Annotated in this window: 21 protein-coding genes; 2 read left to right on the forward strand and 19 right to left on the reverse strand. The window is 54.3% G+C overall.

All coding sequences use genetic code 11. The features are described 5' to 3' along the window. Positions 1-266: 266 nt before the first annotated feature. Positions 267-587 (reverse strand): HigA family addiction module antidote protein, encoded by a 321-nt coding sequence (locus LBQ97_06865; GenBank protein ID MDR1832432.1) that lies wholly within the window; start codon positions 585-587, stop codon positions 267-269. A 14-nt stretch (positions 588-601) separates the two neighbouring features. Then, complete coding sequence (locus tag LBQ97_06870) at positions 602-883, reverse strand: type II toxin-antitoxin system RelE/ParE family toxin (GenBank protein MDR1832433.1); 282 nt, start codon at positions 881-883, stop codon at positions 602-604. A gap of 1,726 nt (positions 884-2,609) precedes the next feature. Between LBQ97_06870 and LBQ97_06875 the strand changes: the two genes are divergently transcribed. Then, positions 2,610-6,440: a hypothetical protein gene (locus tag LBQ97_06875; protein MDR1832434.1), complete on the forward strand. Its 3,831-nt coding sequence runs from the start codon at positions 2,610-2,612 to the stop codon at positions 6,438-6,440. A gap of 29 nt (positions 6,441-6,469) precedes the next feature. Further along, the gene (locus tag LBQ97_06880; protein ID MDR1832435.1) at positions 6,470-6,907 is read left to right on the forward strand and encodes a hypothetical protein; all 438 of its coding nucleotides are present in this window, start codon (positions 6,470-6,472) and stop codon (positions 6,905-6,907) included. Positions 6,908-6,972: 65 nt separating this feature from the next. Here the strand turns inward: LBQ97_06880 and LBQ97_06885 are convergent, their stop codons facing one another. From LBQ97_06885 to LBQ97_06965, 17 genes are all read right to left on the reverse strand, one after another. Next, complete coding sequence (locus LBQ97_06885; protein MDR1832436.1) at positions 6,973-8,907, reverse strand: TRAP transporter large permease subunit; 1,935 nt, start codon at positions 8,905-8,907, stop codon at positions 6,973-6,975. Positions 8,908-9,036: 129 nt separating this feature from the next. Continuing rightward, positions 9,037-10,026, reverse strand: a complete 990-nt coding sequence (locus LBQ97_06890) for a TRAP transporter substrate-binding protein (protein ID MDR1832437.1) — start codon at positions 10,024-10,026, stop codon at positions 9,037-9,039. 281 nt (positions 10,027-10,307) lie between these two features. Next, positions 10,308-11,330 (reverse strand): tRNA (5-methylaminomethyl-2-thiouridylate)-methyltransferase, encoded by a 1,023-nt coding sequence (locus tag LBQ97_06895; protein ID MDR1832438.1) that lies wholly within the window; start codon positions 11,328-11,330, stop codon positions 10,308-10,310. Positions 11,331-11,340: 10 nt separating this feature from the next. After that, entirely contained in the window at positions 11,341-11,784 is a 444-nt protein-coding gene (locus LBQ97_06900; GenBank protein ID MDR1832439.1) for a cell division protein SepF, read from the reverse strand. A 9-nt stretch (positions 11,785-11,793) separates the two neighbouring features. After that, positions 11,794-12,465 (reverse strand): YggS family pyridoxal phosphate-dependent enzyme, encoded by a 672-nt coding sequence (locus LBQ97_06905; protein ID MDR1832440.1) that lies wholly within the window; start codon positions 12,463-12,465, stop codon positions 11,794-11,796. Then, positions 12,462-13,592: a radical SAM family heme chaperone HemW gene (gene hemW / locus LBQ97_06910; protein MDR1832441.1), complete on the reverse strand. Its 1,131-nt coding sequence runs from the start codon at positions 13,590-13,592 to the stop codon at positions 12,462-12,464. Before hemW ends, LBQ97_06905 begins: the two co-directional genes overlap by 4 nt. Next, a complete protein-coding gene (locus tag LBQ97_06915; protein MDR1832442.1) occupies positions 13,573-15,303 on the reverse strand; it encodes a phospho-sugar mutase in 1,731 nt (576 codons plus the stop codon). Before LBQ97_06915 ends, hemW begins: the two co-directional genes overlap by 20 nt. Before the next feature lie 110 nt (positions 15,304-15,413). Next, on the reverse strand, positions 15,414-17,036 hold the full coding sequence (gene groL, locus LBQ97_06920; GenBank protein MDR1832443.1) for a chaperonin GroEL: 1,623 nt from the start codon (positions 17,034-17,036) through the stop codon (positions 15,414-15,416). 33 nt (positions 17,037-17,069) lie between these two features. After that, positions 17,070-17,339, reverse strand: coding sequence for a co-chaperone GroES (locus LBQ97_06925; GenBank protein ID MDR1832444.1), 270 nt, complete (start codon positions 17,337-17,339; stop codon positions 17,070-17,072). Between the two features lie 226 nt (positions 17,340-17,565). Further along, positions 17,566-18,264, reverse strand: coding sequence for a response regulator transcription factor (locus LBQ97_06930; protein ID MDR1832445.1), 699 nt, complete (start codon positions 18,262-18,264; stop codon positions 17,566-17,568). Positions 18,265-18,295: 31 nt separating this feature from the next. Beyond that, positions 18,296-18,748 carry a hypothetical protein gene (locus LBQ97_06935; protein MDR1832446.1) on the reverse strand — a complete coding sequence of 151 codons (453 nt, stop codon included), beginning with the start codon at positions 18,746-18,748 and terminating at the stop codon, positions 18,296-18,298. 535 nt (positions 18,749-19,283) lie between these two features. Then, entirely contained in the window at positions 19,284-19,988 is a 705-nt protein-coding gene (locus LBQ97_06940) for a GntR family transcriptional regulator (protein MDR1832447.1), read from the reverse strand. 9 nt (positions 19,989-19,997) lie between these two features. Next, a complete protein-coding gene (locus LBQ97_06945; protein MDR1832448.1) occupies positions 19,998-20,384 on the reverse strand; it encodes a hypothetical protein in 387 nt (128 codons plus the stop codon). Positions 20,385-20,411: 27 nt separating this feature from the next. Beyond that, positions 20,412-23,477, reverse strand: coding sequence for an efflux RND transporter permease subunit (locus LBQ97_06950; GenBank protein MDR1832449.1), 3,066 nt, complete (start codon positions 23,475-23,477; stop codon positions 20,412-20,414). Further along, entirely contained in the window at positions 23,474-24,544 is a 1,071-nt protein-coding gene (locus LBQ97_06955; GenBank protein ID MDR1832450.1) for an efflux RND transporter periplasmic adaptor subunit, read from the reverse strand. Before LBQ97_06955 ends, LBQ97_06950 begins: the two co-directional genes overlap by 4 nt. A 26-nt stretch (positions 24,545-24,570) precedes the next feature. Continuing rightward, positions 24,571-25,839, reverse strand: a complete 1,269-nt coding sequence (locus LBQ97_06960; GenBank protein MDR1832451.1) for a TolC family protein — start codon at positions 25,837-25,839, stop codon at positions 24,571-24,573. Between the two features lie 72 nt (positions 25,840-25,911). Beyond that, a complete protein-coding gene (locus LBQ97_06965) occupies positions 25,912-26,541 on the reverse strand; it encodes a TetR/AcrR family transcriptional regulator (GenBank protein ID MDR1832452.1) in 630 nt (209 codons plus the stop codon). Positions 26,542-26,556: the final 15 nt, after the last annotated feature.

Genomic DNA, 26,556 nt, shown 5'->3' on the forward strand with positions numbered 1-26,556 from the left:
CAAAAAGAAATTTTTGACACGATGAGGCGGACAAGAGGTGCAAAAAATGAAACAACGCGGGTTGCAATAAATTTTAAATTATTTTTGTATATGATTGGGCCGACGCCTGTATATGGGGGCGTGTCCGTTGCAAGAGACGCAAGGCATTGCGTCTCTACGGGGATAACCTGAAAATTTTCGAAATAAAAAAGGCGGAACCGAAATTCCGCCTGTAAAATCGCGTTCTACGCCTCTTTTGCCTGTTCCGCGGCCTCGGCGCGCAAATCCTACTTTCTCTGCGTCGCCATAGCAAAATGGATGGCCTCACTTTTTACCGCGTTCATGCGTTCCGTGACCCTGGCATCATACAGTTCCTGCAAATCTGTCCAAAATTCACGATTAAGGCCAAAATATTCTGAAAGACGGGCGGACATATCTGCCGTCATTTTTGTTTTTCCGTCCAGGATGCGATGAATTCTCGCCCAAGATACAGCCGTTTCATTGGCAAGTTTGTTGACCGAGAGACCGAGGGGCTCCATGAACTCTTTTCGCAATATTTCCCCCGGCGTCGGGAAATCAACATTGATCATTTGTCGATCCTTCTCCATTTTTCCCCCCATAATCAATGATAATCCACAATCTCTACTTCATACGCGTTTCCGTTAAACCACCTGAAAGCCAGACGCCATTGATCATTGATTTTGATGCTGCTCTCCCCTTTGCGACGGCCCTGCAATTTTTCATAATGATTGCCCGGAATTTTCCTGAGAATTTCTTCACTGACTGCCTTGTCCAACATAAAGAGCTTTCGCAATGCTTGTTCGCAGAGTTCTTTCGAATACTTTTTGCTTCTTCCCAGTTTGAACAAGCGTTCTGTATGCTTGTCGGAAAACGACTTGATCATGTTTCCATCCCCCAGTACCTAGATATTTCTTTGTACCTTCAGTATAGCATATTATTCATTGAAAAACAAGGTTGATTTTTGAGTCGACGGAACGTCGTTTTGCCGTAGGGGCAGGCCCCTGTGCCTGCCCTGATCCAATGACGTGACGGGTCGATTGCCATCGACCCTACGTCGAAAACAGGCATTTATCATAATTGGATCGTATATGGGGGCGCATCCGTTTTCCAGAGACGCAAGGCATTGCGTCTCTACGGGGATAACCTGAAAATTTTCGAAATAAAAAAGGCGGAACCGAAATTCCGCCTGTAAAATCGCGTTCTATGCCTCTTTTGCCTGTTCCGCGGTCTCGGCGCGGGCCTTTTCTTCCCTGTATTCCTGCATTTCTTTCAATACTTTTTCCGCTCTATCGTGATAATAGGCCAGTATCTCTGTATTTGTCATCTTCAGCAGTTTTTTGGATTCCTTGTTTCTGAACTTTCTGATATCACCTACAGAAAAACTCTCAAAGGATTTCATTTTCTCTCATCTCCTTCAAAATAACGAAAGGGGCATAAATGTCTATCGTTCTTCCCGGATAATAATCCAACATGAATTGCCAGATTCCATCTTTCGTTTTGATTCTTACCAAGTGGCTGAAATTCCAAGAAAGAATGATGTCACAACCAGCTGTAATCGCCGTTGCGATGTGATGACAATCCGTGAACCTGCTCTGCGTCAATATTTTCTCTTTGATTATCGTGTTTGCCGCATTTGGTCAGGAACATCCTGCTGATCCAGGTAACTGATTTCCGACGTATCCAGATAAATCTTCGTTTTCTTCATGACAGCCCTCCGGTACCGCGTAGTTTTTCTTTCTGCCTTCAGTATAGCATATTATTCATTGAAAAACAAGGTTGATTTTTGAATCGCCCTCTACGATCGCCGCGTGATGAAAAAAACGCGATTGAATTTTTTATGTCATTCCCGACTTTTTGGGAACACATGCCGAAGGCCAACCTTTTCGCCTTAAACCCTGACGTGATTTTTCTGTTTCATCGCGCCTGAAAGGACAAATTTCAGCTTGTTGCGGCCATATTTTGAAAACCCCGCAGGACGCGCCTTTTCTGTGAAATTATGTCTCATTTTAGTGAAATTTAACATCATAAAACCCCACAAATTTCAGGTTTAAAACTATAGACAAGACCTGAAAAAAATGCTATGATACAGGCAAAGGTGGCGCCGCATCCGGGATGGCTCCCACACAAAGAACTGCCGCAAGCAATCCGATGTCCTCCATGGATTACAACCCCCGCTGTAACTGCCACACTTGAATGCGCCACCTTAAAAAAACGATGGGAAAATTCGGGAATTTTGTTTTTTATTGAGCCTTGACGTGAATCAAGGCATGGGTCCGGGTAAAATGGGAGTTTATTTTTTGATGGTTATGACGCAAAGGGTCAGGGTGAATGGGAGTTTTTGTATTTTATTGGAAATTTGAACTCCGGGAAAATTTGTTTTTTCGCGATCCTTTTTGTATACAACCTGCTTGAAATGCCCGCACTGCCCGAAAGGGCGTTACAATATACTATGGCAAATCGGTAAAATCATTGGGCGACCACAGCAGTGGCAATACGTAATTTATGGGTAAATTCGGGACTTCAGTCCTAAAAATGAGGTGAATCAGTTTATGCAAAGAACAAGAAACAGTGTTTTTCGAACAACAGTTTTTCTGTTCATGCTGCTGATAATGGGAGCATTACCTTTGGGGGCTTCAAACATTATCAATGTGGGAAATACGTCCGTGGCGGAAGGGGACGGCTGGTCCTACGCCAACGGCGTGTTTACGATTACTGGCAACGGTGAATACATCATCACAGGAAACACCAGCGAGAACAGAATCGTTGTACAAAGCGGCGTGAAAGCCACGATCAATCTGGACAGCGTCAAAGTGGACATGAGCGGAAAAGAAAACCTGAGCGCCCTCGATGTATCGGGGGCCGACGTAACCCTGGTTCTTTCCGGGGAAAACGAACTTCTGTCCAGCGGGACGGCCGCGGGCCTGCGCGCCCCCGACGGCTCGACCCTGACGATCACCAGCATCAGCGGCGACGGTTCTGAAGACGGTTCGCTGCTCGCGGCAAACGCGGGCGCGACTCACGGCAGCGGCGCGGGTATCGGCGGCAGCGGCGGAACGACCGGCAACGGCGAGAGCGGCGGCAACATTACCATCAACGGCGGAACCATCACGGCCAAGGGTTACTACGACGGGGAAACGGACTTTACCAATCCCGGCGCGGGCATCGGCGGCGGCGGATGGAACGGGGATCCCGACTCGGATTCTTCGGGCGGATCAGGCGGAACCATTACGATTAACGGCGGCAAGGTCACGGCCGTCGGCGGCAGCTCGCAGACCAGCGGCAGCGAAGGGGCCGCAGGCATCGGCGGCGGATCGGGCGAGCTCTACACGGACCACAACGATCCCGATGTCAACGCGGGCGGCAGCGGCGGCGTCATTACCATCAACGGCGGAACCATCGTGACCGGTTCCCAGATCAACGGCGCCGGTATCGGCGGCGGATATCGCGGGGATTCCGGCGAGATCGTCATCAACGGCGGACACATCACGGCGCAGGGCGGCGCTAAAGGAACGGGCATCGGCGCCGGTATGCGGGGCGACAACAATGAGATCACCATCAACGGCGGCGTCGTCATCGCCTACGGCGGCGAGTTGACCACCACGGTGGCCGCAGGCGACTACAGACCTTCGGCCATCGGCGGCAGCACCGGAGAGCCGGGCAACATCACGATTACCGGAGGCACCATTGTGGCCATCGGCAGCGAAGGTTACATCGCCATCGGCTCCACGAATCCCAACGACGCCGAGATTCCCGGCAATATCGTCATTACCGGCGGCACCATCATCACAAACGGCAACATCGGGCTTTACAAAGGCAACGTCATGCCTGTAGACCTCTCGCAGGGGCAGCCGGTCATTCTCGTTCTGTCCCGGGACGCCATCGGCATCACCAGCAATCAACGGAACCCGGATGAAGGCATCCTCGTAGGCTATCTGGCCAGCTGGGACTTTGACAACGTACAACCGAACGCCAACTTCTACGGCGACGTCCTTGTGGATATTGACAGAAAAGAGGTCACTTTGTTCGAAGATGTTACAATAAAAGACGACGCCGTGCTCTCCTTTCCTTCGCGATGGACGCTCAACGCCGGAAATTATCTGACATTGACCAAGGGCAGCGTCCTGGGCTTCGACTTGCATGACATCGACGCGGGCAGCCCCGACGTATCCCTTCGGATCACGGGAAGCCCCAAGGGCCTCATCGGCGCGGGATCCATTTACATCTGGAATTTCAAGGGCGACGAGGGCTATTACATCCTGGCCCAGGCCGACGACGCCGAGTATCTGACGAATCCGGAAAAATTCTATCTTGAAGGCAAACTGACCGACAACAAGAGAAGCACAACCAAGGGCGACATGCTCTTTGCCACGAGAATCTGGAAGGCGGCGGACTCCAATTATCTCGAAGGTTCGGAAGGCCAGCTCGTCCTGCAGGCGGCCGACGCTACGAAAAACACCAAAGTCACGTGGAAATCCAAGACCGGCAGCGGCATGTGGGATACTTCCGGCGAATACTGGGCCGGCAACGTGGACGGGATTCCGGTCAACACTTTCCTGAACGGCGACGACGTCGTCTTCGATACCGCCGCCCAGGTAACCGTAGGTCCCCATGACGTGACGGCCAACACCATCGAGATCAAATCGGAGACGACCTTTACCGGGCACAACGTCAACGCCACGACGGGCTTCAAGATCAACCCGGGCGCAAAGCTGTCCGTAGGAAGCCAGAACGCCGACGGCTCCATTTCCGGCGACGTGACAAACAACGGCAACCTGACGTTCAACACGAACATCAAAGACGTCGCCTTTAACGACGAAATCAGCGGTTCGGGCACATTGACGAAAAAAGGCGCGAGAAACCTGACGCTCCGGGGCTACAATTCCTATTCCGGCGCGACGGACGTCGAGGAAGGCAGCCTGACCCTACCCGAGCATTCGGTCCTCTCCGCAAGCGACGTCACCGTGCGGGACGCCGCGACATTCAATCTCTACGGAGCGGCGGGGAAGGACGTCACCGTCAATCCGGGCGGACTCATGAACGTCTATCGCGGCGGCGAGATCGGCGGGGATCTCTATGCCCGGGGCGGAACCCTGAACTTTTATGTGCCCGGCGGCGAGACGCCGGCCCAGATCGGGACCATGCTCAGTGTGGCGGGCGAAGCGGACATCACCGACAGTACCGTCAACGTCGGCATTAACGGCGCCAATTCCCCCCTCAAGGGCGGAGATGAGATCGTCCTGATCGACGCGGACTCCCGGGTCGGCGCGCCTGTCAACGAAAAGGGCAAAGCGACCGGCATGCAGGGCGTAACGCTCCAATACGAATTTGATATCCTCACAAGAAACGGCCAACTGCTGGCGGTGCTGCCCCTTGCGGACGACGATGATCCCGGGACTCCCGATCCCAAGGATCCCGATCCTGAAGATCCGCCTGTGGAGCGGGAAACGCCTGAGGACAAGCCCGACGACAGCGGAAGAGGCGCTACCGCCCCCGCGCCCGCCAAAGCCAAGGTGGATCCCAGGACAAAGACCCTGACCGAAGGTTATGTCTCCGGTCTGGCCCTCGTCCACCAGGGCGGCGATCTCATCGGCGCGGCCCTGCCCGAGGAACAGGAAGTCAACTACCGGGTATTCGCCGATTTCGGCGGAGCGGATCTCCACTATCAGAGCGGCCTGCACTTCGATCTCAAGAGTTATACGGGCATCGCGGGCATTTCCAAAGGCTTTGAGACGAACAATCGTCATCTCGTCCAGGGCGGCGTCTTCATCGAGCACGGGAACGGCAAATACAAGACAAGCAGCGACTTCCCCGGATACGGCGCCGTCAGGGGCGACGGCAACGCCGACTATGTTGGCGGCGGTCTCCTCGGCCGCGTGGATTTCGTCGAGAAGGACAACCGGCATTTCTACGTCAACGGTTCCCTGCGGGGCGGCAGACTGCGCAATCATTACAACAGCGGCCTTGAGGACGCCACGGGCGCCTTCGCCAGATTCGCGGCGGCCACGGCTTACTACGGCGCGCATTTCGGGATCGGCCACATTTACCGGGAAGGCAACAACAAACTGGACGTCAGCTCAAAATATTTCTACACCCATGTCAACAGCGATTCTTTGCGGCTTTCCACGGGAGACCCCATCGACTTCGGGGCCATTGATTCCCACCGCTTTCAATTGGGCATGAAAGTGATCCACAATTACAATACCAGCATGGCTTCCTACGCGGCCCTCATTTATGACCGCACGTGGGACGGCGAAGCGACGGCAACGACAAACGGCTACGCCATTGAGTCCTCTTCCCTGCGGGGAGAGACCGGCATCGGGGAATTGGGTCTCGTATGGAATCCCACGGATCCCTTCTCAGTGGACATCGGCGTACAGGGATACCGCGGCGGCGCGAGGGAAGGACTGTCCGGAACCCTCAAGCTCAAATACGAATTCTGATCAAAAAACCTATGGGAGAGGTGAATAACATGTTTATCTACAGTCGTCTGATTCAGGAAGAAGATCTGAATTTTATCGGACATGTGGGCACAGACCGGGTACTGTATCTGTTCCGGGAAGCCTGGCGGCTTTTTCTGGACAAATTGGGCTATACGGAGACCGATATCGGCGGCGGCGTGGGCATGATCCAGAAAGCCTTCTATATGGAAAGCGACAAGGAGATTCTCGCGGGCGAAATCATTTCGGTCAATATTGACGGTTTCGAAGGCGAAAGGACGGCGTTTACGCTGTACTACTCGATCACGACCGAGAGCGGTCCCGCCTTTACGGGTTATATGAAGCTGCAGGCCTTCGACTGCAAGGCAAGGAAATTCCGGCGGGTGCCCGTCAGCTTCCTCCGGCGCGTACGGGGGGCGCTCTATCCCCTTTCGACCTCAGGCGCGCCGATGTTTACGGATTTCGCGTGAGGCGGGATCTGTGAAAACGCGAAACAGGGGCTTACGCCCCTGTTTCGCGTTTTTCTATTCCTTTCTTATTTCGCGAATAATGATGGGATCCACATGCTGATGGCCGGTATGAAGGTGACCATGATCAGCGTCACGATCATGCAGATGTAGAAAGGCAGCGTCGCCTTGACGACTTTCTCGATGGTGAGCTTGCTGACGGCGGAACCGATAAAGAGCACGGCCCCCACCGGCGGCGTCAGAAGCCCGATCCCGCAATTCAGCACCATCATGATCCCGAACTGGATCGGATCGATGCCGATGGACGTGGCGATCGGAAGCAGGATCGGCGTCGTGATCAGGATGATCGGCGCCATGTCCATGATGCAGCCGAGAATCAACAGGATCATGTTGAGCAGGATCGCGATTACAATGGGATTGCTGCTGAAGCCGGTAATGGCGCTTGCGGCCAGGGACGGCACCTTCAGGAGCGTCAGGCAGTAACCGAAGACGCTCGATGTGGCGATCAGGATCAGCACAATGGAAAGCGTGTTGATACAATCCTCCAATACGCGCCAAACCCCTTTCCAGTCCAATTCCCGGTAAATGAAGATCGCGACGATCAGGCTGTAGATAACGGCAATGGCGGCCGATTCCGTGGCGGTAAAGACGCCGCCTACGACGCCCACGACCACGATGAGGACCGCGGCCAGGGCCCAAAGCGAGGAAGCCGTTTCTTTGAGCAGGCGCTTCACGCTGAAGGGCGCTCCCTTGGGATAATTCCGCCGCACGGAAATAATATAAGATCCCACCATGAGGCTCACGGCCAGCACGGCCCCCGGCAGATAGCCCGCGAGGAACAGACTCCCGACGGAAACGCCGCCGGCGGTCGTCGCGTAGATGACCATATTGTGGCTCGGCGGCACGAGCAGGCCCTCGCAGGAGGACGTGATCGTCACGGCCGTGGAAAAATCGGCGTCATAGCCCTGATCCACCATCATGGGGATCATGATGGCCCCGATGGAAGCCGTATCGGCCGAGGCCGAGCCCGAGATCCCGCCGAAGAAGTAGGAGGCCACGATATTGACCATGGCGAGTCCCCCCCGCATCCAGCCGACGCAGGCGTCGGCCAGGGCGATGAGTTTGTTGGAAATTCCCCCCGAGCCCATCAGCATGCCCATCGTAATAAAAAACGGCACGGCCATGAGGCTGAAGGAACTGATCCCCTTGACCATCTGCTGACCCACGATCCGGAATTCCATGCCCTGCACCTGCAGGCAGAGGATGGCCGAAAGGGCGACCGCGTAGGCGATCGGGAAGCGCAGCACGATCATCAGGAAGAAACTTCCCAAAAGGAACCAGATCGGCAGCGTTTCCTTGCTGATGAACTTTTGCGGGACGGCCAGCACCGCCTCGAGGGAAACGGGCTTCACGAAGGTCATAAAGAGACAGACCGCGATAAAGGCAAAGAAGGCGATAATCCCGGATTTGGTCAATTTTTTGAAGCGGTTGTAAAAAGATTCCACGAGGAAGACCAGCATGGCGATCCCGGCCAGGGGGATCGGGAAATACATCCAGAACTTCGAGAGCGACGGGATGCTGATGTATTTGCCGAATCTGCCGATGCTGACGGCATATTTCCAGCCCACGGTGATCATGATCAGGGCCAGCACCGTCACCGCGAAATCAGACACGAGATCCGAGGCCCGGATCAATTTTTCGGGAATATAAATATCAAAGGCGTTCATGCGGATATGGGCCCGCCGCCGGATGGCCAGCGCGCCCGAAAGCACGGCCATATAGGACATGCAGCTCAGGACCACTTCCTCGCTCCAGGCCGGATCGGGAATAAAAGGCACATAGCGGCCCGCCACGGCCATGCTGGTAATCAGGATATCCGCGATCAGAAGCAATTTGCAGATAAACAGCGCGATGGCGTACAGCGCGTCAAAAAACTTCGTCACAAGGTCTTTCTTTTCCGTTTCAATCTTTTCTATTACTGCTTTGTCTGCGCCAGGCGGCATTTGCCCTCCTTATCGGAAAAATGACACAGCAGCCCTTTTTCTACGCCACTGTGTCATCCCTTCCGTATTTTTCAACGATCACAGAGTCATGATATTGTGGGAAAAACTCTGTCGGTGATTACCGTATGCTTATTTTGCCAGGTCAAGAATCTTCTGGTACAGTTCCTTGTTGTCCTTTGTGGATTCGGCGATGATGTCCTTGCAGGCTTCCTGCCAGGGTTTGATGTCCGTAACTTCAACGACGTTGCAGCCGATTTTCTTCAATTCTTCGAGAACGACGTTCTCGGCGTCTTCGGAAATCTGCCGATTGAAAGCGGAGGCAACTTTTCCGGCTTCCACGAGGATATCCTGCTGTTCCTTGCTCAGTTTGTTCCAGGCTTCGTCGGTGATGACTACCTGGATCGCGCCCAGCGTATGGCCGTCAAGGATCAGGTTTCCGGCAACTTCCTGATAGGAATTGGCTTTGTAATTGGCGATGGGCTGTTCGGCGCCGTCTACAACGCCGGTCTGCAGCGCGTTATACAGTTCCGCGAAGGCGATAACCGTGGGGCTCGCGCCGAGGCCTTTTACCATACCGGTCATGATCGGGTCATTGGATACCCGGAGTTTCATGCCTTTGAGATCGCCGACGCCTTTAACGGGTTTCTTCGTGAAGAAATGGCGGAAGCCCTCTTCTCCGTAGAACAGACCTCTTACGTTGGTGCCGTTGGCCTTGGGCTCCATCAGGAATTCGGCGGCCAGCGGGGAATCCGCGAATTTCCAGAAATGCGCGCGGTTCGCGAAGGTATAGGGAACCGACAGCAATTTCGATTTGGCGCCGCCGTAGCTCGTCAACGCGAAAGCGGAAATCCGGCTCATGTCGATGGTGCCGCCGCCACCCATCATCGTGTCGAGAACGACTTCTTCGGAACCCAGCACGGCGCTGGGCTGAATGTCAATGATGACTTCGCCCTTGGACAGGCTTTCCACAGTTTCCTTGAACTTCAAATCGGTCTTGCCGACAATGGTATCCAGCGGGTTCACTTCGGCGTATACCAATTTGATGGGCGCCGCGCTCAGCATTGTCGTCAAAGCCAGCATGCCTACCAAGCCCAGAATAAATCTGTACATATTTTTCATAACTCTGTTCCTCCTTGAGAAATTAGTATATCAATGCCATACGCCATTCCCTGACGTCATGGTCTTTGAGACTATCTGATTCCCGTATAAATTGTTCGTCATCCGGCCAAGTGTTCGTAAAATTGCACAGAAAAATTTTGTATACAATGTATCCGGATCGTTCCACAATAAAGTTTACCATATAAACATTCAACTGTCAAGAGACAAAAATTCTTTTTTTGTCCCGCAATAAAAGAGACATTGCGGCTTGCGCAATGTCTGAATTCTTCATATAACGCCTATTACAGAATCTGAGTGGCCCTGATCCGCGTCTCCAGTTGTGTCGTATCAAAGGGATCCACGGACACCGTTTCGACCCTTGGAGGCGCTTCATTTTGCTCCCGCCGGAGCTCCGCCACGGCCTTTTCCCGTCCCTTGACTTTGGAATAACGCGAAAACAGCCGCAGAGCGAAAGCCTCATCGTCGGGGGAAAGCTCGCCCACGGCCATGATCCTCGGTCCGGGGGTCTCCGTGGGGATGATCTGAAGGTTGCCGTTATGCTCAAATTGCGCCAGCACTTGATTCGTTGCGTCATCCCGGCCCACAAAGAGGTATTTTCCGCAATCCAGACGGAAAAAGCGCGTTTTCTTCAGGAGCGGAAACAGATAATCGTATCCGTCCCCAAGGAAGCCGTCGGCCTGAAGCGCCCGCAGGCGGTTGGAATAGGAGGGATCCGTCAAAAGGCAGCCCCCGCCGGGCGTCGGATATTCCTCGATCCCGAAGGATTTGATCAGTTCCATCTGCCGTGTGCGGGTACGGCCGTGGATGTCGAGCAATTTCTCCCCGTCGATCCAGCCCTCCAGGACCGGTCGCGGCGGCGGCAGCAGTTTTCCGCACAGGGGCCTTACGATCAGGTCCCCCATACCCGAAAGCTTTTCCACCTTGGCCAGGGCCTTGAGGTTTTGCGACATGGGCCGCTGCCCCAGGACCTCGCCCGAGATCACGAATTGCGCGTCAAATTTGGGGAACAGTTCCCCCGCGACCCGGAACATCAGCGAATGGCAGTCGATGCAGGGGTTCATATTTTTCCCGTAGCCGTAAACCGGATTTTTCAGCATCTCCAGATGTCGTTTCCGGAATTCCACGAACTCCAGGGGAACGCCGAGCCGCTCGGCCATTTTGGCAATCTTCTCGGTATGTCCGAAAAAATGAGACACAAAGTTGAGGGCGATCACCCGTACGTTTTGCGCCTGCATGAGTTTTATGGCCAGAGAGCTGTCCAGCCCCCCCGAAAAAAGCGCCAGCGCCGTGATTTGCTTTTCCACGCCCGCCCCCTTACGCGTCCAGAATGTCGCTGTCTTCGCCATCGGATTCGACGTTGGTGTTGCCGGGCACCACCAGAAAAGCGTTCTGATTGATTTTCTTGTGTTTGGCCCCTTTGATGCACATGGCGCCCGCCACGAAATCGAGTACTTCCCGGGCCGTTTCCTGATCGAGTTTTTCCACGTTGATCACGACGTACTTGTTGGCCTTGATGTCGTCGGCGATTTTTTTCGCGTCCTCAAAGGCCTCGGGCGTCCGGATCACCGGAAAAATATATTCGTTTCTGGGACTTTCGTCCTGCTTCATGCTATCCACCTCACTTCCGGCGTTTAAGAGATCTCCGACGTCAGAGGGACCCGCGACGCCTTCCCCTTCGTCATTCCCGTCAAAAATGTAGCTCTCGGGGTCATCTTTGGGCGTACCCGTCATGTTGCGCATTCTTTCCAATATTCCCATGTTACCTCCTCAAAGAAATAGTTTGCTGCCGATCCGGATGAGCGTCGCCCCTTCGGAGAGCGCAATTTTATAATCGTTGGTCATGCCCATGGACAGCTCCCGCAGCTGTCCGTGAAAAGTCGATTCGTTGAGCTCCGCCTCCAATTCCCGCAAGCCGCCGAAGCATTTCCGGATCGTCGCCTCATGTTCGGTCAGTGGCGCCATGGTCATCAACCCTATTATATGGATATTTTTCAGTTTTGTCAACCGATCGAGCTCTTTTTTCAGGATTTCCGGCGAATATCCCTCTTTGCTCTGCTCGCCCGAGACGTTGACCTCCAGGAGCACGTCGACGACGCGCCCGATCCCGGCCGCCTGCCTGTCGATCTCCGCGGCGATATCGAGCCGGTTGACCGAGTGAATCAGCGCCGCGTCGGCCACGATATACCTGACCTTGTTTTTTTGCAAATTCCCGATGAAATGCCAGGAAACGTCTTTTATGCCCTTTTCGTCAAACCAGGCCTTCTTGTCCCGGAAGGACTGGGCCCTGTTTTCCCCGAAAATCGTGATCCCCTCGGCGACGGCCTCTGCCATGGTCTCGGGCCCCACGTACTTGCTGACGGCCACGAGGCGGACCTCCCGGGGCTTGGGCGAGTATTTCGCGATATCCTCGGCGATCTCCCGAATGCTGTCTTTTCTCATAAAAATTCCTCCGTCACATCGCTGGCAATCATAAGGCCGCGCTTTGTCAAAGTATAACGACCTTGTTTTTCCGATAGCAGGCCCCTCGCGCTCAGATCCCGACAGCGCTCCCGGAATTCCGGCAGAAGCGGTTCATAGCCTTCGATCAGCAGCCGCAGATTGAGCATGGCCCGGTATTGTTCAAGCTCCAGGGGATCCGTGACGCGCACGATTTCCGCCTCGTCCCGGGGGCGTCGGCCGCTTTCGACAATCGCGCTCCAGCCCGCAAATTCCCGTATATTCTTGTAGCGAATCTCTCCGACATAGCCGGCCGCCGCGGGGCCCAAGCCCACATAGGGCCGGTTGCGCCAGTATTTGAGATTGTGCCGGGAAAAGAAGCCCTCCCGGGCAAAATTGGAAATCTCGTAATGCCGGTAACCGCAGCCGTCGGCGTAATCCATGATCATCTCGAACATCAAGGCTTCCGTTTCGTTTTCGCAGGGAATCAGCTCCCCCCGTCGGCGTTTTTCCCAAAAGGGCGTACCTTGCTCCCAGCTGAGGGCGTAGAGGGACAGATGCTCCGGCGAGAGTTTGAAAAAGGCCTTCAGGTCCGCTTCCAGACCGGCAAGGGTCTGGCCCGGCAGCGCGAACATCATATCGAGACTGACGTTTTCAAAGCCCGCCTCTCGAGCCGTTTCATAGGCTTGGAGCGCTTCGGCGGCGCTGTGGATCCGTCCGAGCATACGTAATAAGTTGTCGTCCAGAGATTGTATGCCCAAACTCAGGCGCGTGATTCCCGCTTGCCGGAAAGCGACTAATTTTTGAAGATCCACGGTCCCGGGATTGACCTCAAGGGTGATTTCGGCCCCGGAGGCGATGTCTGTGGCGTCGAGAATGGTCGCGACTTCGTCCGGCGTCAAAAGCGAGGGCGTTCCCCCTCCGAAATAGATCGTATCGTAGCGGTTTCCCGGATAGAGGGCACTTTCTTTGACGATGCGTTCCGCAAAACGCGCCGTGGCTTCGGGGCCGCAGGTATGGAGCGGCCGCGAGACAAAATCGCAGTAGCCGCATTTTTTTACGCAAAAGGGAACATGGATGTAGAGGGCGTCGACAGGTTCCACGTTTCCGCTATCCCAGCTGATCCACATAAGCGAGAAAGTCTTTTTCCGTTTTCGCCAGCTTTTCGTCGGCTTCGGCGGCGGTCTTTCCGATCACGCAGAGATAATATTTGATCTTGGGCTCCGTGCCCGAGGGCCTGGCCGTAATCGTCGTCCCGTCGGCCAGCACAAACTGGATCACATTGGAGCGGGGAAGACCGCTGATGGGTTTTGTCCCTTGGGCGGTTTTTTCCCTTTGCAGTTCGAAATCCCTCAAAACCACTACTTTTTGGCCCGCAATGACCTCGTGGGGCTTTGCCCGCAGCTGATCCATGATTTTGGCAATATCCTCAAGGCCGCTTTTGCCTTCCTTGGTGACCGAAATGGTCTTTTCCCTGTACCAGCCGTATTTTTCGTAGACGGCCGTGAGCCTGTCGTAGAGCGTAATCCCCTTGCTCGCGTACCAGGCGGCCATCTCGGCGATCAGCATGGACGAAACGACGCTGTCCTTGTCCCTGACGTGGGTGTTGATCAGATAGCCTATGGATTCCTCAAAGCCGAAAACATAGCTCGCGTCATATTTCTTTTCCTCGAATTCCCGGATCTTTTCGCCGATGTATTTGAAGCCGGTCAGCGTCCGGAAGACTTTGAGCCCGTAGGCTTCGGCCAGGGCGTCCACCATGGGGGTCGAGACGATGGTCGTGACGAGAGCCCCGTTTTCGGGGATGTCTTTTTTGTTTTCCAGCACATAATCGATCAGGAGAATCCCGATCTGGTTGCCCGTGGGATAAAACCAGGCGCCTTTGTCGTCCCGGATCGCGATGCCCACACGATCCCCGTCGGGGTCGTTGGCGAGACAGAGGTCCGCGCCCACTTTGTCGGCCAGGGCCGTGGAGAGCTTGAAGACGTTTTTGTCCTCGGGGTTGGCGTAGGCGGCCGTGGGGAAATTCCCGTCGGGCATTTCCTGCTCGGGTACGGTCCAAACGGAGGCGAAGCCCATTTCCTTCAGCACCCGTTGTACGGGAACCCGGGCCGTCCCGTGAAGCGGCGAATAGACGATTTTAAACGTTTCCTTGCCGGGGATATCCCGGTGAATGGCCGCTTTTTCCACTTCCTCGATATAGCGGTCGTCGATTTGGGAATCCAGATAAACCAGCAGGCCTTTTTGAAGGGCTTCTTCTTTGGAGATGATTTTCACGTCTTTGAAAATGTCGAGGGCGTTGACGGCGTCGACGACCCCGGTGGCTTCGGGATCCACCAATTGGGCCCCGTCGGCCCAGTAGACCTTGTAGCCGTTATATTCCCGGGGATTGTGGGAAGCCGTGATCATGATCCCCGCCTGGGATTTTGTCTCCCGGGTCGCGAAGGACAGCTCCGGCGTCGTGTGGAGCGTCGGAAACAGCCAGGCCTTGACGCCGTTGGCGGCCAGGACCCGGGCCGCGTTTTCGGCGAGGTCGGCGCTTCCGATCCGGCAGTCGTAGGAAATGGCGACGCCTTTTTTTTTGCCGGTTTCGCCGGTCATTTTGATGATGTAGTCGGCGAGACCCTGGGTCGCCCGCCTGATCGTGTAGACATTGATCCGGTTGCGGCCCATGCCGCGGATTCCGCGCATGCCGCCCGTTCCGAAGGATAAATCCGTATAGAAGCGATCCTCGATTTCCTCAGGCTTGTCTTTGATCGCCTGCAATTCCTTTATTTCGTCGTCATTTAAAACGCCGGAATTCAACCACAATTCATAGAATTTTGCGCTGTCGTTTTCCATGGATTTCACCTCGTTTTTAACGTTTGGGTTAACCCTATTATATCATATTCCGGGACATTTTCCAAAAAAAACCCGGAAAATATCTTTTCCGGGTTCGTTTTTGTTTCTCTTTACATCATACCGGGCATCATGCCGCCGCCGTGTCCGCCCAAATCGGGTTTCTCCTCTTTCTTTGTGGCGACGAGAACCTCTGTCGTGAGGATCATGGACGCCACGGAAGCCGCATTCTGGATGGCCGCTCTCGTGACCTTGGCGGGATCGATGATTCCTGCCTTGACCATATCCACATACTCTTCGGTGGCGGCGTTGAAGCCGACGCCTTCCTTCATGCCCTTGATCCGTTCCACTACGACCGCGCCGTCGACGCCGGCATTCTCGGCGATCTGCTTGATCGGGGCCAGCAGGGCCTTTTTCACGATCTCGACGCCGATGCCTTCTTCGCCCTCAAGCTTGAAGTTTTCGATGTCTTTCAAGATCTGCAGCATGATGATGCCGCCGCCGGGGACGATCCCCTCCTCCACGGCCGCCCGGGTCGCGTTCAGGGCGTCCTCGATCCGGAGTTTCTTGTCTTTGAGCTCCGTCTCGGTGGCCGCGCCTACTTTCACGAGGGCTACGCCGCCGGAAAGCTTCGCCAGCCGTTCCTGAAGCTTCTCTTTATCATAGTCCGAAGTGGTGATTTCGATCTCTTTTTTGATCTGGGCCGTCCGGGCTTTGATGGCTTCCGCCTTGCCGGCGCCGTCTACGATCACGGTGTTGTCCTTTGTGCTCTTGACCTTCTTGGCTCTTCCCAACTGCTCCAGCGTGGTTTCTTCCAATTTCAGACCCTTTTCGTCGGAAATAACCTCTCCGCCCGTGAGGATCGCGATGTCTTCAAGCATGGCCTTTCTTCTGTCGCCGAAGGCGGGGGCCTTTACGGCAACGACGTTCAGCGTACCGCGGAGTTTATTGATGACCAAAGTCGTCAGCGCTTCCCCTTCGATGTCGTCGGCGATGATCAGAACCGGTTTCGACTGCTGTACGGTCTGCTCGAGGATCGGCAGGATGTCCTTCATGTTGGAGATTTTCTTGTCGGTAATCAGGATAAAGGGATTGTCCAGCTCAGCGGCCATTCTTTCGGGATCGGTCACCATATAGGGGGACACGTAGCCTTTGTCAAACTCCATGCCTTCCACGACTTCCATGGTCGTCTCGAGGGATTTCGCTTCCTCGATGGTGATGACGCCGGTTTCGCCGACTTTTTCCATAGCCTGGGCGATCAGCTTTCCGATCTCCTCGTCGCCGGCGGAAACTGAGGCCACCTGGGCGATCTCGTTGTTGGACTTGATTTTCTTCGCTTTCTTTTTCAGTTCCTCCACGGCCAATTTTGCCGCTTTTTCAATGCCTCTCTTGACGAACATGGGGTTCGATCCCGCGCTTACGACTTTGAGGCCTTCCTTTACGATGGCCTGGGCCAGCAATGTAGCTGTGGTCGTCCCGTCGCCGGCCACGTCGTTGGCCTTTGTGGCCACTTCCTTGACCATCTGGGCGCCCATATTCTCAAAGGGATCTTCCAGTTCGATTTCCTTGGCGATCGTTACGCCGTCATTGACGATCATCGGGGAGCCGAAGCTCTTTTCGAGGACGACATTGCGTCCCTTGGGACCCAGTGTGATCTTGATGGCGTCCGCCAGAGCGTTGACCCCCGTTTCCAATTTCTTTCTCGCTTCTTCATCGAATTTCAGAATTTTTGCCATTTCATTTACCTCCGATAGTTTTTTTATGATTTTTTACTCCACAACCGCGAGGACGTCCTCACCGTTCAGAATGATGTATTTCTCTTCCCCGTCTTTGATTTCCGTGCCCGAATACTTGTTGTACACGATGGTCTGGTCCGCTTTGATGCCTTCGATTTTTTCCCCTTTCCCCACGGCGATGACAACGCCCAGGTTCGGTTTCTCCTTATCGGACGCGCCCGGCAGGATCAGTCCGCTGGCTGTCTTTTCCTCCTCTTTGATGGGTTTGATCAATACGCGTTCTCCAATGGGTTTGATTTTCATGTGTTCCTCCTTCTATGATTTCAAAATGGTTTTGCCCGTTTTGTTAGCACTCATTTAATAAGAGTGCTAATCGTACAACAACATAATAATACATTTTTTGCGCCGTGTCAAGGGTTTTTTTGAATTTTTTTCGCCCGAAAAAGCAAAAACCCCCGCGGGCGGTAAAACCGCGAAGGTTCCTGCTTAGGCTGTATGACAATTGATAAAAGGAGTTAGCTGTGTGTCGTTACTGAGCGGCCTCCGCCGCGCCGATTGCGGCGCCGTTTCTGCCCTCAAATTTATATCCGAAGCCCCGGACCGTCTGCACATATTCGTCGCCGATCTTGCGCCGGAGTCGCTTGATATGGGTATCCACCGTCCGGAGGTCCCCGTAGTATTCCCATCCCCATACAGAGTTCAGGATTTTTTCTCTGGAAAGGGCGATGCCGTCGTTTTCGATAAAGAAATACAAGAGGTCGTATTCCTTCGGCGTCAGTTCCAGAACCTTGTCCTTGAGCCTTACTTCGCGCTTGGAGCTGCAAAGTTTGATATCTCCCACATCCACGTTGATGTCGTTGTCCACCTTGCCGTCCCTGCGCAGGAGCGCCTTGACCTTGGCCACGAGCAGTTTCGGGTTGAAAGGCTTGACGATATAATCGTCGGCCTTGAGCTCAAATCCGAAGAGCTGGTCGCTCTCGTCGGTCCGGGCGGAAAGCATGATGACCGGAATCGTGGATTCATCCCTGATCTTTCTGCAGACGCTCCAACCGTCCACCTTGGGCAACATGATGTCCAGAATCACGAGATCATACTTTTTCTGATAAAACAATTCCAAACCTTTTTCACCGTCTTCGGCTTCGTCTACGCTGTATTCTTCACGGGTCAGATAATCTTTGATCAGTTTCCGGATTTTCCATTCGTCATCCACAACAAGAATCTTTTTCATTTCATTACCTCCCTCTGAATAAAATAGCACTTTATTTGATCGTTAATTCTTTTACGAGCCGGTCGGTCGCGACGAATCCGTTTCCCGCCACCTCACCGATCCCGGAATACACCCAGCCCTGGAGCCTCGCGAGCTTGTCGCCCGCTTTGAGACTGTGGTCATGGTTCAGAGCGTATTCGCCTTCCGCTTCGTCGGGCACATAGACGCCCACATGGCTGTGTCCCGTCAGGATCGTTGCTTTATCTTCCGACGCATCCTCCGGAAAATCCGTCGCGTCCTGCAGGTGGCGGATCAGACCGGCGTAAGCGCCCAAGGGCGTTTCCTCCCCGGCCTCCGCGGCCGTCGCCGCTTGGGCCGCCGCACTTACGGCCTTCAGCGGATTTTTCACGGCAAAATCTATTTTCGTTCCGATTTTCGAGAATCCGTTCAGGAAAACCAGCAATCCGAACAAAATGCCAATCGTCAAAATCTTATTTTTCTTCATTTTTTATCGCGCCTCCCATAGCTTCCCTCAGTATTCGTCAGACCGCTTTGGTTAAAAGGTAAAGTCATTCATCCCCACGAAATATTTTATCCTTTCCCTTTCGATTCGCACGACGTATGTGATTGTTTCCTCCTTCTGATCCCGTCAGGACTTGTCAATTTGTTGTTGTAAAATTCCGGGATCTCCTTTGTGTTTTTTTATGTCAATCGTTTTTTGATATCTGTAAATTCATCGGATGATTTCGACTGATTTTTTTCTTTTATTATATAGAAGTCCGATGATTTTGTCAATAGATTTTATAAAATTTTTAAATATCGTTAATTTTTGGAACATTTGTGTCAAAAAATGTACTTAAACGGGATTATTGTCGCTTCTTTGCGGTAGGACAACTTTTGTGACCGTAGAAAGTTCCGGGAAGCGCCAAAAACAAAAACAGAGGGGCTGTCCCTCTGTCAGCGGTCGTTCACATTTTGCCCGCCGCCCCGCCTTTTCAGCGGTCGGCGCGCTTACTCTTCGCGTATACTTTGTGAAAAGTCTATAAATTCGGGACTCTCTGCTCTCTTTCCCCGATAAAGCGATCCAGCAACGCCTCCCGCAGGAGATTGAGGTGCATAAACATCGCGTATTTGGCGTCTTTGATCTCGCCGAAGGCGATGGAGTCGGCGATGATCTTGTGGTATTTCCGGACGTTTTCCACGAAACCCGGCGACTGGTTGACCTCCGCCAAAGCCTCTTCGGTGTGGATGATCGGAATCAGACTGGTGATCACCATGTTGCCGCTGGCTTCGGCGACCTTCCGGTGAAAATCCACGTCGGCCTGACTGTATTCTTCGCCTTCGCCGATCAGATGCTCGACGAGCTCGGCGGCCCGGTAGATCTTTTCGCTGTCCACGGGACCGGCGTTGGCCGCCGCCATGGCCGCGATCTCAGGCTCCACCATCAGGCGGATCTCGATGAGATCCGTGGCCATTTTGACCCGGTTCTCCACAAAAGTCAGACCGAGGGGGTCCGTGGGGATGCCCTGACCAGCCGACACGAAGGTGCCCGAACCCTGCTTCACAAACAGGATATTGCGGGAGATCAGGATCTTGATGGCCTCCCGCAGGCTTCCCCTGCCGACGTTCAGTTTCTGCGCCAGTTCATATTCGTTGGCCAGCCGTTCGCCCGGCCGCATTTTGCTCTGTCGGATCAACTGGATGATGTCATCCGCCACTTTTTCTGTCAAAGGTTGCCTTGCCATAGTTTCCCCCTATCTTCTGTGTTTGTCCTTCCACTCCGCCACCTGGGCGGGATCGTATTCGATGTCTTCATTGATAAAATCAACAATGAGGCCTTCCAAAGCCACAACGCCCGCAGCCATAATGACGCCCTGCGGCAGGGTCAGGCGGAAACCCCGCAATTTCCCCAGCAAGGCCTCAAGCTTCGTCTCCCGGACGAGAATCCGGAAGATGCACTCCTTCCCGGGCCAGATTTTGTTGTTCATGTGCTTCTCATGTTCGCTCCAGGCCGCCTCAAGGCCCGTCTGGACGCTGTACATCACATATTTTTCCGCGTCCAGCAATTCCTCAAGCCAGCGTTTCTGGGACTCGTTGATATAAATCAAAACCAGTTTGTAATCTTTGTGCCGAAAATTCATTGCCGCCTCCTTCGATTGCCGGAAACCCTAAGCTTTCCGGAACCGCCCGAACGTCACGCCGTAGATGGCTTTCAAGACGCCCGAAATCTTCAGATTGATGTCTTCCGCCAGCGTATAGAGGATCGGGATCACGACAAGGGTCAGAAGCGTCGAGAACGTCAGGCCGAACATGACGGTCACGCCCATGCCCTGATAGATTTCCGAGCCTTCGCCGATGCCCAGGGAAAGGGGCAGGGTGCCGAGGATCGTCGTCGCCGTCGTCATGACAATGGGCCGCAGTCTCGTCCGACAGGATTCCAGAACCGCCTCGGTCCTGCTCAAGCCCCGTTCGCGCATCATTTTGATAAAATCCACCAGCACGATGGCGTTGTTGACCACGACGCCCGCCAGCATAATGACGCCGATCAGGGCCATCACGTCTATGGGGAGCTTCATGAGGATCAGCCCGTAGACGACGCCCACGACGGCCAGCGGAATGGAGCCGATGACAACGATCGGCAGCATGAAGCTCTCAAACTGGGAGGCCAGGAGCGCGTAGATCAAAAACAGCGACACGCCCAGGGCGAAAAAGAGTTGGGACATGGATTTATTCATGTTTTCGGCGTCGCCGCCCCATTTGTACGTGATCGTCGAAGGCGGGTTGACTTTCCGGAATGCGGCCAGGAAGCGTTCCTGCATGGCCTGATTGCCGATGCCGCCGTCATTTGCCGCGATGGAGACGCTGTAGACCCGGTCGGTCTTCTGGATCTGGGACGTACCCTCGGCGATGACCACGTCGGCAATATCGGAAAGCTTCACGAATTCCGTGGGGCTGATGCGGATATTGAGATTTTTGATCTGGTTGATGTCGTTGCGTTTAGCCTTGGGCAGTCGCACGAGAACGTCGATTTCTTCGATTCCAGTCTTGATCGTAACGGTCTTGTCCCGGTTGCCGCCGAGGATATAATAACTTAAGGTCTCGCCCACAGTGGCGGGATTGATGCCGTAACTTCTGATTTTCTCGCGGTTCAGTACGATCCGCGCTTCGGTATTGCCCGGATCCAGCGAGGATTTTACGTCCACGAGCCCCGGTTCCTTGATGACCTCGGCCAAAATCTCGTCGCCCAGCTGCCTGAGCTCTGTGAGGTTGGATCCCAGAATCTGGAATTCCACGCTCCGGCGCTGACCGCCCATGGCGTAGTCTTCCCGCATATTGATCTTCATGCCCGGGATTTTCTCCACTTCTTTCCGGACTTTCTGTACGATATCGAAGACGGGCACATCGCGGGTGTCTTTTTTCCCGACGTCCACGTTGACCGAAAAGGTCGTGTTCTGCGTCATGGAAAAATATTGCTGCGTATGCTCCTCATTCCGGATAATCTCGGTCACCTGCCGCCGGAGCCGGTCGGCCTTGTCGAGGTCGATGCCGTTTCCGAGGTCGGCCGTTATGGAATATCTCCCCTGGTCCTGCTGCGGGAAGAATCTGACCTTGAGCATTTTCCGGGGGCCCAACATGGTCCCCACAAAGGCGATAAGCGCGATGCCGACAACGAGGATCCTGTGCCGGATCGCGAAGCGGATCAGACGCATATAGGATTTTTTCACGAAGGTAAAGATGAAGCCCTCCTTCGTCACGTTCATGCGCTCGCTCAAAATCCGGCTCGAGAGCATGGGGATCAGCGTCAGGGACACGATCAGGGCCGCGATATTGGAAAAGATGATCGCGTAGGAAAGATCTCGGAACAACTCCCGGGTGATGCCCTTGATAAAGAGTACCGGAATAAATACGATCATCGTCGTCAAAGCCGAGGCGATTACGGACATGGCCACTTCCGTCGTGCCGTTATCCGCCGCTTCCATGACCGGCGACTTGAGCTCCGTCATATGCCGGTAGATATTGTCCATGACGACGACGGAATTGTCGGTCAGCATGCCGACGCCGATGGAAAGGCCCATCAGGGAAACCATGTTGAGCGTCGATCCCGCCATATACAAAAAGGCGAAGGTGAACGTGATGGCCACCGGCAGCGCCGCCGAGGAAATCATCGTCGCCCGGAGATTTTTCAAAAAGAGAAAGAGGATCACGGTGGCTAAAATCAAGCCCTGCACAGCGTTTCGCGTAACGCCCTCGATGGATTTGTTGATGTCGATGGACGTATCCAGCGTGATCTTGTATTCCGTACCGGCCGGCAAAATGGGTTTCAGGCTCTCAAAGGCCTTGAGCACGCCTTTGTTGAGGTCAATGGTGCTGCCGTCGGCGGCTTTTGTGACGATCAAGACGATGGAGTCCTTGTCGTTCAGATGACCCATATTGGAAAGATCCTCCGTCGTCAGGACCACGTCGGCCACTTCCCGCAGTCGCAAGGTGTTGCCGTTGGCGTGGATGATCATGTTCTCTAGATTGTCGATATAATCCATTTCCCCCATAAAGCGCATGGCGTACTGCTTGTCGCCTGTGCTGACGGTGCCCAGAGCCACGTTGAGGGAAGAAGCGCTGATCAGGCTGTAGAGCTCCATGGGCGTCAGATTGTAGGCGGCCAGTTTGTCGCTGTCCACCTGGATTTGCACCTGTTTCGCGCCCGAGCCGAAGATATTCACCTCGCCGATCCCGGCGATGCGCTCCAGCTTCGGCTGGAAATACTGCTCGAGAAAGCTCCGGAGCTCAATCTTGTCCTTGGCGGAAAAGATGATGACCATGGTCAGATTGCCGGTACCGGCGTCGATCTTCCGGATAAAGGGCTCGTTGGCCGAATCGGGGAAGCGGTTCGTGAGTTTGGATATTTCTCTCTGGATCTCGGTCATCTTCATGCCGGCGTCCACGCCGTACTGGAAGTTCACGATAATCCGCGACTGGCCGAAGGATGAGGTGGAGGTGATCTTTTCGATGCTCTCCACGTTGGGAAGAATCTCCTCGATCTGCTTTGTGATCTGGGACTCCACGTCTTCGGGCACGGCGCCGGTCCAACGGGTCGATACCGTCACGACGGGGATGTTCATATTGGGGAGCAATTCCGACTTCATGGAAAACATGGCCATGATCCCGATAAACATCATGGCGACCATGACCATGGTCGTCGCCACTGGCCGTTTGATGGAAACGCCGGCTAATGTCATTTCCCCGCCTCCTCTATTTTGTCGCCCTCTTCGAGGCCGTAAATCCCGTCGATTACGATGCGGTCCCCTTCTTTGATCCCTTCATAGTTAATTTCCGTATACGGCAGATTCGTCGTCCCCGTCACGACCTGATAGCGGTGTACGGCGCCGTCCTGCACGAGATAGACATAGCTGATCAGATCCCGCACGAATACGCCCGAATCCTCGATGGAGAGCGTCTCCTTGGAACCTACGGACACCGTGACGATGGCGTACATGCCGTCCTTGATCCGGCCCTTGGGGTTGTCCACGGCGATCTTGACCCGAAATTTTTTCGTGGTCGAATCGGCGATGGGGTTGATCTCGAGGATCTTTCCGCTGATTTCCTCATTGAGGGCGCTGATCTTGAGGCTGATGGCCTCGCCGACCTCGATTTCCGAAAGCCATTCGGCGGGAAATCCCACATATGCCTCCATTTGACTTTCGTCGACTACCGTAAAGAGCACTTTTTCCTTTTCAATCTTGTTGCCCTCTTTGACGAAGAGATTGCCGACGATCCCGTCAATGGGCGCTTTGCCGAGAAGTTTCTCGTAATTGTTTCTGGCGGTCTCGTAATTTCCCCTGGTGGAGGAATAAGCGGTCTCATAGGGGGCGTATTCCAAATAGGAGATCAATTTTTTCTGGTATAAGGTCTGGAACTTCTCAAAATTGGCCGAGGCGATGTTCCAGGCGGTCTCGGCGGTCTTGTAGGCCCCTTCGGTGGCGGGATCCGACAGTTCCATGACCACTTCGCCTTTTTTGACCGGATCGCCGTTTTTCTTGTAAATCGTCTCGACGGTTCCCCCCTGCTCGGTCTTGAAATCAATCTTGCCCCGGGGTTCCAGAACGGCGTCGGACGTAAAGACGAGGTTCATTTTCCGCTTCGCCACGACCCCCGTCTTGACATATTTTATCCGCTCCACTGATTTCGGCGCTTCCGCCTTGTTGGCGGCGGTCTGGGTTCCGTCGGCCGCCTTGACTTCTTCCCGCTTGATGCAGGAGGAAAGCAGGAGCGCCCCCAGCGCAAGCAATACCATCAGTTTTTTCATAAAATGCTTCCTCCGTTCTTCCCCGCTCAGATGATCAGGGAGCGATATCGCTCATAAGCGCACATATAGTCTACGATAGTCTGGTTGTGATCCACCTGGGCGTTCCGGTACGCCTCCTCCGATTGCAGATAGTCCGCCGTGGAGATGACGCCCGCGTTGTAGCGCTCCAGGTCAATTTCATAATTTTCCCGGGCCGCCGCTACGGCTCTTTCCTTGCTGTCCCGCAGTTTTTCCAGCCGCAGAAGCTCCAGATAAGCCGAGGTGACGCCGGTATCGATCGTGTCATCGGTCTGCTTCGCGCTGAGTTTTTCCTGTTCCAGTTCCAGTTTCGCGATGTTGTAGCTGTCTTTGGCCTTGCCGAAATCAAAGACGTTCCAGGTCACTTCCACGCCGGCCTGCCAGCTGGCGTCGTCGTAAGAATGCCGGAAGCGCGTCCGTTCCGCCCCGTAACTCGCGAAGGCGTTGACCTTGGGGAGCATTTCCGACATGGCGTACCTGCGCTCGGCGTCGGAATACTCGACGGCGTATTTGGCCAAAAGCGCCGCGATACTCTCCGTCCGGGCCACCTTCAAGTCCGACTCCAGGTCTATGCCCCGACTCAGGTATTTGGGGACTTTGAATTGCACGACTTTGATGGACGTTCCCTTGGGGAGGCCCGTTTTCATCCGGAGCATCTCGGTCTGCACCGAAATATTGTTTTGGGCCCCGATGATCTGGGATTCGATTTCGAGAATGGCGTTTTCCGTTTTGAGCAGATCCGCCTTCGTGAGCATATTGAGGTTGAGCTGTTCCGATTGCACGCTGTAGCGGGCTTTGAGCTCCTTCAAGGCGCTTTCGAGACCGTAGAGGTTGCGCTCGTTGCGGACGATGGCCGCGTAGTTTTCTATGGTCGCGATCCGGACATTGACCTTGGTCTGCAAATACTGCAGATCGGCGATCTTCTCATAGGCCTTGGCGCCCTGGATCCCCGATTTGATGGCCCCGCCCCGGTAGAGAGGCTGGGTGATCCGGATTGCCTGGGACCAGCTGTTTCGCTCGTCGGTCACCGTGACGCCTCTTTTTTCCGTGATCTGCCGGTTGTATTCGCTCGTCGTAAAGGCGCCCGTATACATGGCCACAGGGAGAGCCGTCTTGAAGGCCGTCGATACCCGGAGTCGGGCGATTTCCTTGCTGAGCTCCGAAATCTTGATGTCCTTGCTGTTATCCACCGCAAGGGCAACCGCTTGTTCCAATGTCAGTTCGCGGGCCATGAGCCCCGTCGCGACCAGAATCAGGGCCGCCACTATTTTTTTCATAGATCCCCCTCGGAATGCGTTTCGTGATTATATCACGCGGCTGTGTCTTGTCAATGTCTTTTGCGACTTGATTTACCGCAGAATTTTCAAAATTACATTTTTGCAAAAATCCATGCGCCCAGCGATGTCGGCGCTCCGGATTCTTTCACTAATGACGGCCACATCCCGTTCGAAGCTGAAGCCGTCCTTTCTCGTAATGTAGACGTCTTGCATTTTGAGCTGGGCGATCAGCGTCTCGATGACCCGCGCGTATTTGACGACGTCCTGCAGGGCGATCCGGACCGCGTCGCTGAATTTGACGATGAGATCCTGCAAAAATTTCATGTTGAGTTCATCCCGTCTGACGAGGAGTTTCCGCGTGTTGACCGACAGGACGTCCATGTTCTGGAGAACATTCATCATGGCGATCTCCGTTTTGATCTCCTCCCCGCTGTTCTTGATCCGCGCGTCCAAAACCCGCCCGATGATGTCCTCAAGGGAGCCGGGGGCGTTCAGAATCTCCTCGTGCCGCCGCCGGATACGGTCCAGTTTCTCCGCGATGATTTCGTCCAACACCTCGTCTTTGTTCCTGAAATAGGTATAAAAGCTGCCCTTTGCGATATTGGCCGTTTTCGTGATATCATCTATGGTCGTATTCATGTATCCCTTTTGGGGAATCAGGTTTTTCAGGGCTTCGACGAGCAAATCCCTCTTGTTTTCCATCGCCGCCTCCCGCAA

It is taken from the genome of Fusobacteriaceae bacterium, from assembly GCA_031272775.1.
Taxonomy (GTDB): domain Bacteria; phylum Fusobacteriota; class Fusobacteriia; order Fusobacteriales; family Fusobacteriaceae; genus JAISST01.